Genomic DNA, 13,848 nt, shown 5'->3' on the forward strand with positions numbered 1-13,848 from the left:
AGCGCCGTGGGCTTCGTCGCCCACGGCCCGCGTACGGCGGGAAACGCGCCGGGCGGCGCCGCACGCAACGGCGCGCAGAGCGCGGACCACGAGCCCGGCCCGAGCCGCGCGGCAACCGGCGACGCGGCAAGCACGTCCGCACACACGCCCGGTACGCCCCGTGTGCCGATGCCTCCGTCGACGAGCCCCCGCGCGGGACGCGACGACGACAGGCTCCCGAGCGGCGCCCGGCCACCGGGCACAACTCCGCCCGGTACGGCACTTCCTGGCGCGCGGGTGACTGACGCGGCGGCCCCTGGGACGAGGGTTTCTGATTCGCCGGTTCCCGGTGCTGCGCCCCCTGGCGGGCCGGTCTCGGGTACGCGGGTCGCTGGCGCGGGTGTGCCCGGCGCGTCGGCGCCCGGCGCGAGGGTTCCTGACACGTCGGGTTCCGGTGCTACGCCCTCGGGGAGGCCGGTTCCGGGTACGCGGGTTCCTGGCGCGGGCGTTCCTGATACGTCGCCCCCTGCCGCTACGCCCCCAGGCAGGCCGGTCCCCGGTACCTCGACCCTCGGCACCACATCCCACGGCAGGGCAGTTCCCGGCACGCGAGTCCCCGACGCATCGGCCCCTGGCGCCTCTGCCCCCGGCACCATGCCCCCTGGCGCGGCGGTTCCCGGCGCCTCGGTCCCCCGCACCACGCCCCCTGGCAGGGCAGTCCCCGGCGCAGCCGTGCCCCGTACGTCGGGCCCGGGCACCTCGGCCCCCCGCACCACGCCCCCCGGCAGGGCAGTCCCCGGCGCGGGCGTGCCCGGTGCGTCGGCCCCGGGCACCTCGGCCCCCCGTACCGCACCCCCCGGCACGCCGGCCGCACCCGCCCCCGGGGCGGCCTCGGTGTCGGGCGTGGCCGAAGACACAACCCCGCCCCGCTTCCCCAGGCTGCGTACCCCCTCCGGCAGGGACACCGGACCCATAGCCCCGCCCCCGCCGCCCTCCTCGGCCCGGTTCCCGGAGGCGCCGCCGGTCGAGCGGTCCGGGGGGACAGCGCGGCCGAGGCCTGATCTGCCGCCGCGGCCGGCGCATCAGCCGCCGGTGGCGCCCTGGCGTCCGACCGTCCCCGCCGAGAGCGGGTCGGAGACGACCACCCGCCTCCGCAAGGTCCCGCCGAATACTCCGCCCCGGCCGGGCGACCAGCCGCGCACCGGCGAGACGGCCGCAGGCCGGCAGACGCACCCCGGTGAGGCGCCTCCCGCGCCCCGACGCAGACCGCGCATGCCGGACCTGCCGCCCGCCCCCGCAGGCCGCCCGTACCTCCCCGGCGCCGACCTGCCGCAGGCGTCGAACGGCCGCCCGGGCACTGCCGAGATGCCTCCGGCGCCGGCCGAACGGCCACGTCCCGCGAACGCGCCCTCCGTCCCCGCGGGCCCCGGCATGCCCGACCCCGCCTTCTCCTGGGCCGCGCCCTACAGCGACGCCGGTTCCGGGCGGCCCGTCGTCTCGCTCGCGCAGCCCGACGTGTACGGCGGTGAGCCGTGGCACCGGTCCTTCAGCGGGCGGGCGGTGCTGGCCGCCGCCTGTGCCGTGCTCGGGCTCGGGCTCATCGGGGGTGCGCTGGCCGGGAGTTGGCTGACCGGGGACGGTTCGGGGGACACCGGTGCGCGCACCGCCTTCACCACGGCCGGGACCCTCTGGCACAGCATCCCTGTGGACCAGCTCTTCCCGCCCACCGTCGAAGGCGCCGGGGCCGGCCCCGGCGGCGCCGACCGGGAGTGGACCCGGATCGCCGTCGCCCCGGACACGGGCTGCGTCGATGCCTTCGACCCGCTGCTGCGCAAGGCGCTCGCGCCCGTCGGCTGCCAGCGACTCCTGCGCGCCACCTACACCGACGAGACCCAGAGTTATGTCACCACCGTCGGCCTGCTCTTCACCAAGGCCGACGTCACCGCGATGCGTGCCCTGCGCGCCCGCTTCAACAACGAGAACCTCGACCGGCGCACCGACCTGATGCCCCGCCCCTACGCGGCCAGGAACACCGTCGCCGCCGATTTCACGGACGCCCAGCGCGCCTCCTGGACCATCTCCGTCCTCACTGACGCCCCCGTCGTCGCGTACGCCGTCTCCGGCTGGGCCGACGGCCGCAAAGTCGACACCCCGGAGCCCGCCGAAAAGGCCATGGCGTCCGGCGCCACCACGGCCCCGGCCCAGGCGGGCCTCGGCCATGAGGCGAAGGGCCTGGCCGACCGCGTCGAACGGGCCTTCCGCAAGACCGCCACCTCGGCCGCGGAGAAGCCGTCATGACCTGGAAACGCCCGGCCCGGAGCGGGCTCCTCGTCCTGCTCCTCGCCGGCTCCCTCACCGTCCTGCCCGCCACCACCGCGTACGCCGACGGCATCCGGGCTCAGCAGTGGGCCCTGGACGCGATGCACGCGCAGGAGGCCTGGCGGACGACCAAGGGCAAGGGCATCACGGTCGCCGTCCTCGACACCGGCGTCGACGCCGACCACCCCGACCTCGTCGGCAACGTCCTCGAAGGCAAGGACATGGTCGGCTTCGGGGCGAGCAGGGGCGACCCGTCGTGGGCCAAGCACGGCACCGCCATGGCCGGCATCATCGCCGCTCACGGCCACGGCTACAACAACGACGACGGAGTCCTGGGCATCGCCCCCGAGGTGAAGATCCTCCCCGTCCGCGTGATCCTCGAAGACAAGGACTCGGCCCGCGGCAAGGCCCGCAACACCCGCGGCAACGCCCTCGCCGAAGGCATCCGCTGGGCCACCGACCAGGGCGCCGACGTCATCAACCTCTCCCTCGGCGACGACTCCAGCTCCGCGCACCCGGAACCCGCCGAGGACGAGGCCGTCCAGTACGCCCTGGAGAAGGGCGCCGTCGTCGTCGCCTCGGCCGGCAACGGCGGCGAGAAGGGCGACCACATCTCCTACCCGGCCGCCTACCCGGGCGTGATCGCCGCGACCGCCGTCGACAAGTACGGCACCCGCGCCGCCTTCTCCACCCGCCGCTGGTACGCCACGGTCAGCGCCCCCGGCGTCGACATCGTCATCGCCGCCCCCGACCAGCGCTACTACCAGGGCTGGGGCACGAGCGCCGCCGCCGCCTTCGTCTCAGGTGCGGTCGCCCTCATCAAGGCCGCCCACCCGGGACTGACCCCGGCGCAGATCAAGCAGCTCCTGGAAGCCACCGCCCGCAACGAACCCAAGGGCGGCCGGGACGACTCCCGGGGCTTCGGCTTCATCGACCCCGCGGCGGCCATCGAGGCGGCCGGCCGCCTCACGCCGGAAGAGCTCAAGGCGGCCGCGTACGGCAAGCAGTACTTCGGTACGGGCCCGGACCCGGCCCCCGAGGAGAAGGACACCTCCAGCTGGGCCGGCCCTGTCGCGGGCGGCCTCGGTGTCGTGCTCCTGGTCGCGGCGGTCCCGCTCTGGCGCGGTCGCCGCAGGACGGTCGAGCAGCCCGCCTACGACTCCTACGACGACGACTTCTGAGCCCGGACAAGAAACCTGACCACCCGTCAGGATGCGGTGTCCGTGCTGCTGTCGCTGTCGGCGTCCGTGCTCGTGAACACCGACACCGCCGCCCGCGCCGCCGCCTCCACCAGCGAAACCCCCTTCGCCTTGGTCGCGTTGCCGTCCGACACCACCGCGACCAGGAACTCCCGCCCGTCCGCCGTCGTCACCCGACCGATGCTGTTGATGACCCACAGCCCGGTCGCCGTACGCGGCAACCACCCGTTCTTCAGGGCGAACCGGCCGCCTGCCGTACCTGTGGCACCCGCGGCCGACACCCCCCAGTCCTGGTCCACGGCTATGGAACCCATCAGGCCCTGGAGATACGTCCGGGACGCCCCGCTCAGCGCCGACGCCTCCCCGTTCTCCGCGAACACCTGCTGAAGCAGGGTGAGTTGATCGGCCGCCGTGGTCTGGGTCAGCCCCCACAGCATGCCGGAGCCGCCCTCGGCGCCGGTCAGCCCGAGGCGCTCGTTGGCGGCGGCGAGGCCCTCCGCCTTTCCGATCGCCGTCCACAGCGCCGACGCCGAGGCGTTGTCGCTGACCTCGATCATCGCGGTGGCGTACCGCTTCTCCTGCGCGGTGAGACCCCGGTCCTCGTCCTGCGCCCGGAGCAGCAGCGCCGCCAGGATGTTCACCTTGACGATGCTCGCCGTGTCGAACGCCCCGTCGCCGTACGTGGCGCTGTCGCCCGACGCGACGTCGAGCACGGCCACGGACACCGCGGCCCCTGCTGCCACGCTCACCGACTTCATCGCCTGGGACAGCAACGTGTCCGGCGCCACCGTGGGCGTGGGGTCCGCGACGGGTTCCACCGACGCCTCCTCGCTCGCACCGGCCGCCACGGGCGCTGCCGCCGCCGACGATACGCGGCCCACGTCCGCGTGCGCCTGCGCCTTCATGTACGCGGTGCCCGCACCCGTACCGCCCATGACGACCGCGGAGGCGAGGACGACGTAGACGAGCGACCGGCGCCGGGGAGCTCTCTGAGAGGCCATGCCGTGATGCTGGTGGCTCTGACTGTGCGGTTGATTAGGCGCATGTTAGATGTCTGTCAGCGATGGCTGAGAATCCCGTGAAACCGGTGAACACCAGGTTTCCGGGGCGGCGAAAGCCCAGGAGCGATCCCCCGATAGGGTCGGTCACCGTGGCGAACAAGAACATTCCCGACTCCGGCTTCCCCGACGACGACGGCGGCGCCGACCCCGTCCTGAGCGCCGCACTGGCCGACTGGGCCGAGGACCGCACCGCCGTCGGGCCGGTGCTGGCGGCCCTCAAGGGCGCCCGGCTGCTCGTCCCGGTCGTCGCCGTGCTGGGGGAGGTCGAGGAGGACGAGAACGGGCTGCGCCACGAGAAGAGCAGCGACATGGCCGTACCGACCCTGAAGGCGGGGGACCGGACCGCCCTGCCGGCCTTCACGTCCACCGACTCGCTGGCCCGTTGGGACCCGGCCGCCCGCCCGGTCGCCGTACCGCTGCACCAGGCCATCCAGGCCGCCGTGCACGAGAAGGCGGACACGATCGTGCTCGACCTGGCCGGTCCCGTGCCGTACGAGCTGTCGGGCGCCGCGCTGCGGGCGCTCGCCGAGGGGCGGACGACGGCGGATCCGCTCGCCGATCCCGCCGTGGTCGACGCCGTACGCGCCGTCGTGGCCGCCGAGCCCGCCGTGCTCCGTGCCCACCTGGGCCCGGGAGAGGCCGACGGCACCCTCGCGCTCGTACTGGACCCGGCCGCGCCCCCGGCCGACGCCGCCCGCGCGGTCGCCGGGCGTCTCGCCGCCGACGAGACGCTCAGGGCCCGCCTGGTGCTCGGCCTCGACCTGGCACTCCTGCCGGCCGGGACGACGCCCCCGGGCGAGCCCCTCTACGTACGTTCCTAGCCGTAGACCGGGCCCGTGTACTTCTCGCCCGGGCCCTGACCCGGGTCGTCCGGGACGAGGGACGCCTCGCGGAACGCCAGCTGGAGCGACTTCAGACCGTCGCGCAGCGGGGCCGCGTGGAAGGAGCTGATCTCCGTCGTGCTGGCGTCGAGGAGCCCGGCGAGGGCGTGGACCAGCTTGCGGGCCTCGTCCAGGTCCTTGTAGTCGTCGCCCACCCCCTCCTGTGGGGCCAGACCGAGCTTCACGGCGGCGGCGCTCATCAGGTTCACGGCGACCGTCACGATCACCTCGACCGCCGGTACCTCGGCGATGTCGCGGGTCATGGCGTCGAAGTCGGCATTCTGGGGAGGGGTCTCACTCATGCCCCACACGATAGGCCCCGGCCCGCCGGGGCCTGGGCGCGGGAGCCGGGTGCCCGCGGGTTAGCACCCACCCCCCTCTTGGTGTTAACCTTTTGGAACGACCGGCTGGACACTTATGTGCCCGGCCCACAAGTGGAGGCTCCGAACTCCCACCCGGCTGTCCTCACGGACGGCGGGTCACCCGGTCAGGCGGCCACCATCGTTCCGTACGGACGATGGAGCCGCCCGAAGTGCGCCCCGCGGTTGACCGCGGCGGTGCTCCGGTATTCCTTTGGAGCCCCGCCTGTGACCCGTCGGGGCATTTTTCATGTGCCCCGGTAGTTGGTCTGAATTGTCATCAGAGACATACGCGGCTGTCCGCCAGACCGCCGTGTGGTGCTACCGAGGAGGATCCATCAGCACCGAGCCCCGCATCAACGACCGGATTCGCGTTCCCGAAGTGCGACTTGTCGGTCCCAGCGGCGAGCAGGTCGGGATTGTTCCGCTTGCCAAGGCCCTGGAGCTTGCGCAGGAGTACGACCTCGACCTGGTCGAGGTGGCGGCGAGCGCACGCCCGCCGGTCTGCAAGCTCATGGACTACGGGAAGTTCAAGTACGAGTCGGCCATGAAGGCCCGTGAGGCGCGCAAGAACCAGGCGCACACGGTCATCAAGGAAATGAAGCTCCGGCCGAAGATCGACCCGCACGACTACGACACCAAAAAGGGTCACGTCGTCCGGTTCCTCAAGCAGGGCGACAAGGTCAAGATCACGATCATGTTCCGTGGTCGCGAGCAGTCCAGGCCGGAACTCGGCTACCGACTGCTGCAGCGGCTCGCCTCGGACGTAGAGGATCTCGGGTTCATCGAGTCGAACCCGAAGCAGGACGGCCGAAACATGATCATGGTTCTCGGTCCGCACAAGAAGAAGACCGAGGCGATGGCCGAGGCCCGTGAGGCCCAGGCGGCCCGCAAGGCAGAAGCGAAGGCCAACCCGGGCAAGTCGCAGAACGCCGCGGAGAGCGACGAAGTCGGCGAGGACATCGACGACGACGTGGACATCGCCGAGGACGAGACTTCCGAGGCCCCGGCCGAGGTTTCCGCCGAGGCCTGATCCCAGGGCTCACGCCCCGGGATGCCAACCGATAGATATGGCGTTCCACCGTGCCCGGTCTCACGACCGGGCACCGGACCGCCACTGACGAGGAGAGAACGGCGCTATGCCGAAGAACAAGTCGCACAGCGGTGCCAGCAAGCGCTTCAAGATCACCGGCTCCGGCAAGGTGCTCCGTGAGCGCGCCGGCAAGCGCCACTACCTCGAGCACAAGTCGTCCCGTCTGACGCGTCGCCTCACCGGCAACGCCGAGATGGCCCCGGGCGACGCCAAGAAGATCAAGAAGCTTCTCGGCAAGTGACGTGCCGGCGCCTCGGCGCCGTACGTACGTCTGAAGACCGGGACCCTGTCGAAATCCGGGCCGTGTGACGACAACCACGGCCCCGCTACAAGGAGTTAACTAGTGGCACGCGTCAAGCGGGCAGTCAACGCACACAAGAAGCGCCGGGCGATCCTCGAGGCCGCCAAGGGCTACCGCGGTCAGCGTTCGCGCCTGTACCGCAAGGCCAAGGAGCAGGTCACCCACTCCCTGGTCTACAACTACAACGACCGCAAGAAGCGCAAGGGCGACTTCCGTCGGCTGTGGATCCAGCGCATCAACGCCGCTGCCCGCGAGAACGGCATGACGTACAACCGCCTCATCCAGGGTCTGAACGCCGCCAACATCGAGGTGGACCGCAAGATCCTCGCCGAGCTGGCCGTCAACGACCCGAACGCGTTCGCCGCGCTCGTCGAGGTCGCGCAGAAGGCTCTGCCGTCGGACGTCAACGCCCCCAAGGCGGCGTGACGCTCGCGCTGGCCTTGCGCCGAGTGTGATGTGAGTCGGACCCGCAGGTGCTTGGCGCCTGCGGGTCCGGGCGTTTTTGGGTGCGTTGTCGGGTGCGGGCCGGTGGGGCTTCTCGCGCAGTTCCCCGCGCCCCTGAAAAGCAGGGGCTGCGCCCCGTGCTTTTCGGCCCGCAGGGCCGGGTCCTTGTCTTTAGGGGCGCGGGGAACTGCGCGACCAGCCCCCACCTACCCGCACCCGACAATGAACCGAATCCTCGAAAAGGTGCCCCATGCCTGCCACCCCCGAGTTGATCTCCCCGCGCTCTCCCCGCGTCTTGGCCGCGCGGCGGCTGGCCCGGCGGAACCTGCGGAGCAAGGAGCGGCTGTTCCTCGCTGAGGGGCCGCAGGCCGTGCGGGAGGCGGCCGGGCACGCGGGCACCCTGGTCGAGCTGTTCGCAACGGTCGACGCCGCGGAGCGGTACGCCGACATCGTCGGGGAGGCGCGCGGCGCCGGCGCCCGGGTGCACCTCGCCGACGAGGAGGTCATCGCCGACATCTCCACCACCGTCACCCCGCAGGGGCTCGTCGGGGTCTGCCGGTTCCTCGACACCTCGTTCGAGGACATTCTCAAGGCGCGGCCCAAACTCGTCGCCGTCCTCGCGAACGTGCGCGACCCCGGCAACGCCGGCACCGTGCTGCGGTGCGCGGACGCCGCCGGAGCCGAGGCCGTCGTCCTCACCGACGCGTCGGTGGATCTCTACAATCCCAAGGCCGTACGCGCCTCCGTGGGCTCCCTGTTCCATCTGCCGGTCGCTGTCGGGGTGCCCGTGGAAGAGGCCGTGGCCGGGCTCAAGGACGCCGGCGTGAGGATTCTGGCCGCCGACGGCACGGGTACCGACGACCTCGACGACGAGCTGGACAAGGGGACCATGGGCGGGCCCACCGCCTGGGTGTTCGGGAACGAGGCCTGGGGGCTTCCGGAGGAGACGCGGGCGCTGGCCGACGCCGTCGTGCGTGTTCCCATCCACGGAAAGGCGGAAAGCCTGAACCTGGCGACCGCCGCCGCCGTATGTCTCTACGCGTCCGCCCGTGCACAGCGCGCCTCCGGAGGGTGCCGTTCCGTCACCGAGAGCTAGTAGGGTGACGGGCTCGGGGGCCCACTGCGCCAGTCCGAGAGGTGGGGTACGGGGATGAGTGTCGGCACGAGCGGTACGGCGAGGTCACTGGGGGTACGGGGCGCGCGGGGCGAACCCGCCTCCCGGCACGGTGATCCCGCCGGGCCCGGAGCCGGATTCGGAACCGAGCTGGGCATCGACCCCGACGACCTGCCCGACGGTCTCGTCGTCGCCGACGAGCACGGCCGCGTCATCTGCTTCAACGCCGCCGCCGCACGCATCACCACCGTCCCCGCCGCCGACGCCCTCGGCCGACAGCTCGAACGGGCCCTTCCGTTAGAAGACCTGGAGGGGCGTCGCTGGTGGCAGCTCACCGACCCCTACGGCGGGCTCGCGATCAGGAACGGCCAGCCCGAGCGGAACCTGCTGCTGCCCGGCGGGCGTGAAGTGCTCGTCTCGGCGCGTTACCTCCGTACGCACCCCACCGGACCGGTCCGCCGGGTCGTCGTCTCCCTCCGCGACACCGAGGCCCGCCGGCGCACCGAGCGCAGCCACGCCGAGCTGATCGCGATCGTCGCCCACGAACTGCGCTCGCCGCTCACCTCCGTCAAGGGCTTCACCGCGACCCTGCTCGCGAAGTGGGAGCGGTTCACCGACGACCAGAAGAAACTGATGCTGGAGACCGTCGACGCCGACGCCGACCGCGTCACCCGGCTCATCGCCGAACTGCTCGACATCTCGCGCATCGACTCCGGGCGGCTGGAACTGCGCCGCCAGCCCGTCGACATAGGCGCTGCCGTCGGCCGCCACATCCAGGCGTACGTGGCCGCCGGACAGCCCGCCGACCGGTTCCTGCTCCGGATCGAGCATCCGCTGCCGGCCCTGTGGGCGGACCCCGACAAGGTCGACCAGGTGCTCAGCAACCTGCTGGAAAATGCCGTGCGCCACGGCGAGGGAACCGTCACTATCGACATCACGGCCGCGCTGTCCCCGCGGGAGGGGGACGCCGACCAGAACACGGTCACGTCGGTCACGGTGAGCGACGAGGGGCCCGGCATCCCGGAGGAGTCCATGAACCGCGTCTTCACCCGCTTCTGGCGGGGCAGCAAGCGCGGCGGCACCGGCCTCGGGCTGTACATCGTCAAGGGCATCGTCGAGGCCCACGGCGGCTCCATCACGGTCGGCCGCGCCCCCGACGGCGGCGCCGAGTTCCGATTTATGCTGCCCGTGAGCATCCCGGCGTACCTTCAGTAACGCCGACGAGGGCCCACGGGCGCGTTCGCACACCTCACCCCCGTTAGACTCGGCCTTTGGCACCTTTGCGTCCCTCTCTGTGGACGATTCGTCTCCGAGCCGTGGACGACGGGGACCATCCGCCAGCCAACCGGAAGCACGGGAAGAGATGTCGGCACCGAATAAGTCGTACGACCCTGTAGAGGTCGAGGCCTTGAAACCGGAAGAGATCGAGCGCACGCGGGACGAGGCGCTCGCCGCCTTCGCCGCCGCGGACTCCCTCGACGCCCTCCAGGAGGCCAAGGTCGCCCACACCGGCGGCACCTCGCCGCTGGCCCTCGCCAACCGCGAGATCGGCGCGCTGCCCCCGCAGGCCAAGGCCGCCGCCGGCAAGCTCGTCGGCCAGGCCCGGGGCGCCGTCAACAAGGCGCTCGCCGCTCGCCAGAGCGAGCTGGAGGCCGACCGGGACGAGCGCGTGCTGGTCGAGGAGGCGGTGGACGTCACGCTGCCGTACGACCGCGTACCGGCCGGCGCCCGCCACCCGCTGACCACGTTCATGGAGCGCGTCGCGGACGTCTTCGTCTCCATGGGCTACGAGGTCGCCGAAGGCCCCGAGGTCGAGGCGGAGTGGTTCAACTTCGACGCCCTCAACTTCACCCCGGACCACCCGGCCCGGCAGATGCAGGACACCTTCTTCGTCGAGGGCCCCAAGGGGTCGGTGGGCGACGAGTCGGGTGTCGTCCTGCGGACGCACACCTCGCCCGTGCAGGCCCGGTCCATGCTGGACCGCGAGCCGCCGGTCTACATCGTGTGCCCCGGCCGCGTGTACCGCACGGACGAGCTGGACGCCACGCACACCCCCGTCTTCCACCAGATCGAGCTCCTCGCCATCGACGAGGGCCTGACCATGGCCGACCTCAAGGGCACCATGGACCACATGGTCCAGTCGCTCTTCGGCCCGGACATGAAGACGCGGCTGCGGCCCAACTACTTCCCCTTCACCGAGCCGTCCGCCGAGATGGACATGCTCTGCTACGTCTGCAAGGGCACGTCCGTCGGCAACCCGGACCGCCCCTGCCGGACCTGCTCCAGCGAGGGCTGGATCGAGCTCGGTGGCTGCGGCATGGTCAACCCGCGCGTACTCGTCGCGTGTGGCGTCGACCCCGAGAAGTACAGCGGATTCGCCTTCGGGTTCGGCATCGAGCGGATGCTGATGTTCCGCCACAACGTCGAGGACATGCGAGACATGGTCGAGGGCGACGTCCGGTTCACCCGGCCGTTCGGGATGGAGATCTGATGCGGGTCCCGCTTTCTTGGCTGCGGGAGTACGTCGACCTGCCGGCGACTCAGACCGGCCGGGACGTCCAGGAGAAGCTCATCACGGTCGGCCTGGAGGTCGAGACCGTCGAGCAGGTCGGCGCCGGCCTCAAGGGCCCCCTCGTCGTCGGACAGGTGCTGACCATCGAGGAGCTGGAGGGCTTCAAGAAGCCGATCCGCTTCTGCACGGTCGACGTCGGCACCGCCAACGGCACCGGTGAGCCCCAGGAGATCGTCTGCGGCGCCCGCAACTTCGCCGTCGGCGACAAGGTCGTCGTGGTCCTCCCGGGCGCGGTCCTGCCCGGTGACTTCGCGATCGCCGCCCGCAAGACGTACGGCCACACCTCGCACGGCATGATCTGCTCCGGCGACGAGCTGGGCATGGGCGACGACGGCAGCGGCGGCATCATCGTCCTGTCGCCGGAGCACGAGGTCGGCACCGACGCGATCGAGCTGCTCCAGCTCGTCGACGAGGTCCTCGACATCGCCGTCACACCCGACCGCGGGTACGCGCTCTCGCTGCGCGGCATCGCCCGCGAGACCGCGATCGCCTACGGTCTGCCGCTGCGCGACCCGGCCCTGCTCGACGTACCGGCTCCGAACGCGTACGGATACCCGGTCCAGGTCTCCGACCCGTTCGCCTGCGACCGCTTCACCGCCCGCACGGTGACCGGCCTCGACCCGGACGCGCACTCCCCGATCTGGCTCAAGCGGCGCCTCCAGAAGGCGGGCATGCGCCCGATCTCGCTCGCCGTCGACGTCACCAACTACGTGATGCTGGAGCTGGGCCAGCCCCTGCACGCGTACGACCGCTCCCGCGTCCAGGGTGCGATCGGTGTGCGCCGGGCCGAGCCGGGCGAGAAGCTCACCACCCTCGACGGTGTCACGCGCACGCTGGACACCGAGGACCTGCTCATCACCGACGACCGGGGCGCCATCGGCCTCGCGGGCGTCATGGGCGGTGCCAACACCGAGATCGACGACACCGAGGGCACCACCACCGAGGTCGTCATCGAGGCCGCCCACTTCGACGCGATCACCATCGCGCGCACGGCCCGCCGCCACAAGCTGGCCTCCGAGGCGTCCAAGCGCTTCGAGCGCGGCGTCGACCCGCAGGCCGCCTCGGCAGCCGCCCAGCGCACGGTCGACCTCCTGGTCCTCCTCGCCGGCGGCACCGCCGACGCGGGCGTCACCGAGGTCATCTCGCCGTCCGCGCCGCGCACGATCTCCATCCCGGCGAACCACCCGGACAAGGTCGCGGGCGTCGAGTACGGCCGCGAGACCGTCGTACGCCGTCTCCAGCAGGTCGGCTGCGACGTGTACGGGCAGGACGAGCTGATCGTCACCGTCCCGTCCTGGCGCCCGGACATGACGGACCCGAACGACCTCGCCGAAGAGGTCATCCGGCTGGAGGGCTACGAGAACCTGCCCTCCACCCTGCCCAAGCCCCCCGCGGGCCGGGGCCTGACCGACCGGCAGCGCCTGCACCGCCGCGTCGGCCGCGCGCTGGCGGGTTCTGGTTACGTCGAGGCGCTGAACTACCCGTTCATCGGCGAGCACGTCTTCGACCAGCTCGGCCTGGCCGCCGACGACCCGAAGCGCAAGGTCGTCAAGCTCGCCAACCCGCTCTCCGACGAGGAGCCCGCACTCCGTACGACGCTGCTGCCGGGCCTCCTCCAGGCGCTGCGCCGCAACGACGGGCGGGGCAGTCACGACCTGGCCCTGTTCGAGACGGGGCTGGTGTTCCATCCGCAGGACGAGCTGCTGATCGCCGGGCGTCTCCCGGTCGACCGGCGTCCCACGGACGAGGAGATCGCGTCCCTCACGGCCGCGCTCCCGGTCCAGCCCCGGCACGCCGCCGTCGTCCTCGCGGGCGCCCGCGAGCAGGCCGGCTGGTGGGGCAAGGGCCGCCCGGCCGACTTCGCCGACGCGATCGAGGCGGCGCGGAGCCTGGCGGCCGAGGCGGGCACCGAACTCCTCGTCCGCGCGGGCCAGTACGGGCCGTGGCACCCCGGCCGCTGCGCCGAACTGGCGGTCGTGGTCGACGGTACCGAGCAGGTCATCGGGTACGCCGGTGAGCTGCACCCCCGGGTCCTGAAGGCACTGGGGCTGCCCGCGCGCACCTGTGCGATGGAGCTGAACCTGGACAAGCTGGAGGCGGCGAGTTCGGGTGTGCCCACGGGCCCGAAGATCTCGACGTTCCCGGTCGCCACGCAGGATGTCGCCCTGGTCGTCGCCCGTGAGGTTCCGCACACGGACGTCGAGGCGGCGCTGCGGGAGGGGGCGGGTCCGCTGCTGGAGTCCCTTCGGTTGTTCGACGTGTACGAGAGCGGCGAGCAGTTGGGGGAGGGGCGGAAGTCGCTGGCGTATGCGTTGCGCTTCCGGGCCTCTGATCGGACGCTGACTGTCGATGAGGCGTCCGCTGCGCGGGATGCGGCGGTTGCTCTCGCGGGGGAGCGAACGGGAGCGGTGTTGCGTAGCTAGGTAGGTCTGGTGGGGGGTTGGTTGTCGGCTGCGGGATTCGTCGTGGCTGGTCGCGCAGTTCCCCGCGCCCCTGATGGGGGGTGTGGGGGCGTTGCCCCCACAC

The 13,848-nt window shown here is 71.9% G+C and carries 12 protein-coding genes; 10 read left to right on the top strand and 2 right to left on the bottom strand.

The features are described 5' to 3' along the window. The first annotated feature begins 1,071 nt into the window (after positions 1 to 1,071). Both ACH4TV_RS18775 and mycP read left to right on the top strand, forming a co-directional pair. Entirely contained in the window at positions 1,072 to 2,277 is a 1,206-nt protein-coding gene (locus ACH4TV_RS18775) for a hypothetical protein (RefSeq protein ID WP_398399360.1), read from the top strand. Then, complete coding sequence (gene mycP / locus ACH4TV_RS18780; RefSeq protein ID WP_398399361.1) at positions 2,274 to 3,479, top strand: type VII secretion-associated serine protease mycosin; 1,206 nt, start codon at positions 2,274 to 2,276, stop codon at positions 3,477 to 3,479. Before ACH4TV_RS18775 ends, mycP begins: the two co-directional genes overlap by 4 nt. 26 nt (positions 3,480 to 3,505) lie before the next feature. Here mycP and ACH4TV_RS18785 read toward each other — a convergent pair whose 3' ends face one another. After that, complete coding sequence (locus tag ACH4TV_RS18785; protein WP_398399363.1) at positions 3,506 to 4,498, bottom strand: serine hydrolase; 993 nt, start codon at positions 4,496 to 4,498, stop codon at positions 3,506 to 3,508. A gap of 149 nt (positions 4,499 to 4,647) precedes the next feature. Between ACH4TV_RS18785 and ACH4TV_RS18790 the strand changes: the two genes are divergently transcribed. After that, positions 4,648 to 5,379 carry an SseB family protein gene (locus tag ACH4TV_RS18790; RefSeq protein WP_398399365.1) on the top strand — a complete coding sequence of 244 codons (732 nt, stop codon included), beginning with the start codon at positions 4,648 to 4,650 and terminating at the stop codon, positions 5,377 to 5,379. On the opposite strand, the gene ACH4TV_RS18795 is transcribed toward ACH4TV_RS18790, so the two are convergent. Further along, on the bottom strand, positions 5,376 to 5,741 hold the full coding sequence (locus tag ACH4TV_RS18795) for a DUF1844 domain-containing protein (RefSeq protein ID WP_398399367.1): 366 nt from the start codon (positions 5,739 to 5,741) through the stop codon (positions 5,376 to 5,378). The two genes, ACH4TV_RS18790 and ACH4TV_RS18795, sit on opposite strands and share 4 nt — an antisense overlap. Before the next feature lie 370 nt (positions 5,742 to 6,111). Here ACH4TV_RS18795 and infC point away from each other — a divergent pair, with 370 nt between their 5' ends. From infC to pheT, 7 genes are all read left to right on the top strand, one after another. Beyond that, a complete protein-coding gene (gene infC, locus ACH4TV_RS18800) occupies positions 6,112 to 6,831 on the top strand; it encodes a translation initiation factor IF-3 (protein ID WP_398399762.1) in 720 nt (239 codons plus the stop codon). A 106-nt stretch (positions 6,832 to 6,937) separates the two neighbouring features. Beyond that, a complete protein-coding gene (gene rpmI, locus ACH4TV_RS18805; protein WP_398399369.1) occupies positions 6,938 to 7,132 on the top strand; it encodes a 50S ribosomal protein L35 in 195 nt (64 codons plus the stop codon). Positions 7,133 to 7,234: 102 nt separating this feature from the next. Next, positions 7,235 to 7,618, top strand: coding sequence for a 50S ribosomal protein L20 (rplT, locus tag ACH4TV_RS18810; protein ID WP_383281281.1), 384 nt, complete (start codon positions 7,235 to 7,237; stop codon positions 7,616 to 7,618). A 268-nt stretch (positions 7,619 to 7,886) separates the two neighbouring features. Then, the gene (locus ACH4TV_RS18815; RefSeq protein WP_398399370.1) at positions 7,887 to 8,732 is read left to right on the top strand and encodes a TrmH family RNA methyltransferase; all 846 of its coding nucleotides are present in this window, start codon (positions 7,887 to 7,889) and stop codon (positions 8,730 to 8,732) included. Positions 8,733 to 8,786: 54 nt separating this feature from the next. Further along, on the top strand, positions 8,787 to 9,965 hold the full coding sequence (locus tag ACH4TV_RS18820) for an ATP-binding protein (protein WP_398399372.1): 1,179 nt from the start codon (positions 8,787 to 8,789) through the stop codon (positions 9,963 to 9,965). Positions 9,966 to 10,113: 148 nt separating this feature from the next. Continuing rightward, positions 10,114 to 11,241, top strand: coding sequence for a phenylalanine--tRNA ligase subunit alpha (gene pheS / locus ACH4TV_RS18825; RefSeq protein WP_398399374.1), 1,128 nt, complete (start codon positions 10,114 to 10,116; stop codon positions 11,239 to 11,241). Then, entirely contained in the window at positions 11,241 to 13,745 is a 2,505-nt protein-coding gene (gene pheT, locus ACH4TV_RS18830) for a phenylalanine--tRNA ligase subunit beta (protein ID WP_398399376.1), read from the top strand. Before pheS ends, pheT begins: the two co-directional genes overlap by 1 nt. The last annotated feature ends 103 nt before the right edge of the window (positions 13,746 to 13,848 follow it).

The sequence above is a fragment of the Streptomyces sp. NPDC020898 genome (assembly GCF_044333925.1).
GTDB lineage: Bacteria > Actinomycetota > Actinomycetes > Streptomycetales > Streptomycetaceae > Streptomyces.

Excerpts from the sequence above, each read along its gene's own strand:
- ACH4TV_RS18820 (WP_398399372.1), top strand. The coding sequence starts at position 8,787 with ATGAGTGTCGGCACGAGCGGTACGGCGAGGTCACTGGGGGTACGGGGC.
- ACH4TV_RS18795 (WP_398399367.1), bottom strand. The coding sequence starts at position 5,741 with ATGAGTGAGACCCCTCCCCAGAATGCCGACTTCGACGCCATGACCCGC.
- rpmI (WP_398399369.1), top strand. The coding sequence starts at position 6,938 with ATGCCGAAGAACAAGTCGCACAGCGGTGCCAGCAAGCGCTTCAAGATC.
- pheS (WP_398399374.1), top strand. The coding sequence starts at position 10,114 with ATGTCGGCACCGAATAAGTCGTACGACCCTGTAGAGGTCGAGGCCTTG.
- ACH4TV_RS18785 (WP_398399363.1), bottom strand. The coding sequence starts at position 4,498 with ATGGCCTCTCAGAGAGCTCCCCGGCGCCGGTCGCTCGTCTACGTCGTC.
- ACH4TV_RS18815 (WP_398399370.1), top strand. The coding sequence starts at position 7,887 with ATGCCTGCCACCCCCGAGTTGATCTCCCCGCGCTCTCCCCGCGTCTTG.
- pheT (WP_398399376.1), top strand. The coding sequence starts at position 11,241 with ATGCGGGTCCCGCTTTCTTGGCTGCGGGAGTACGTCGACCTGCCGGCG.
- mycP (WP_398399361.1), top strand. The coding sequence starts at position 2,274 with ATGACCTGGAAACGCCCGGCCCGGAGCGGGCTCCTCGTCCTGCTCCTC.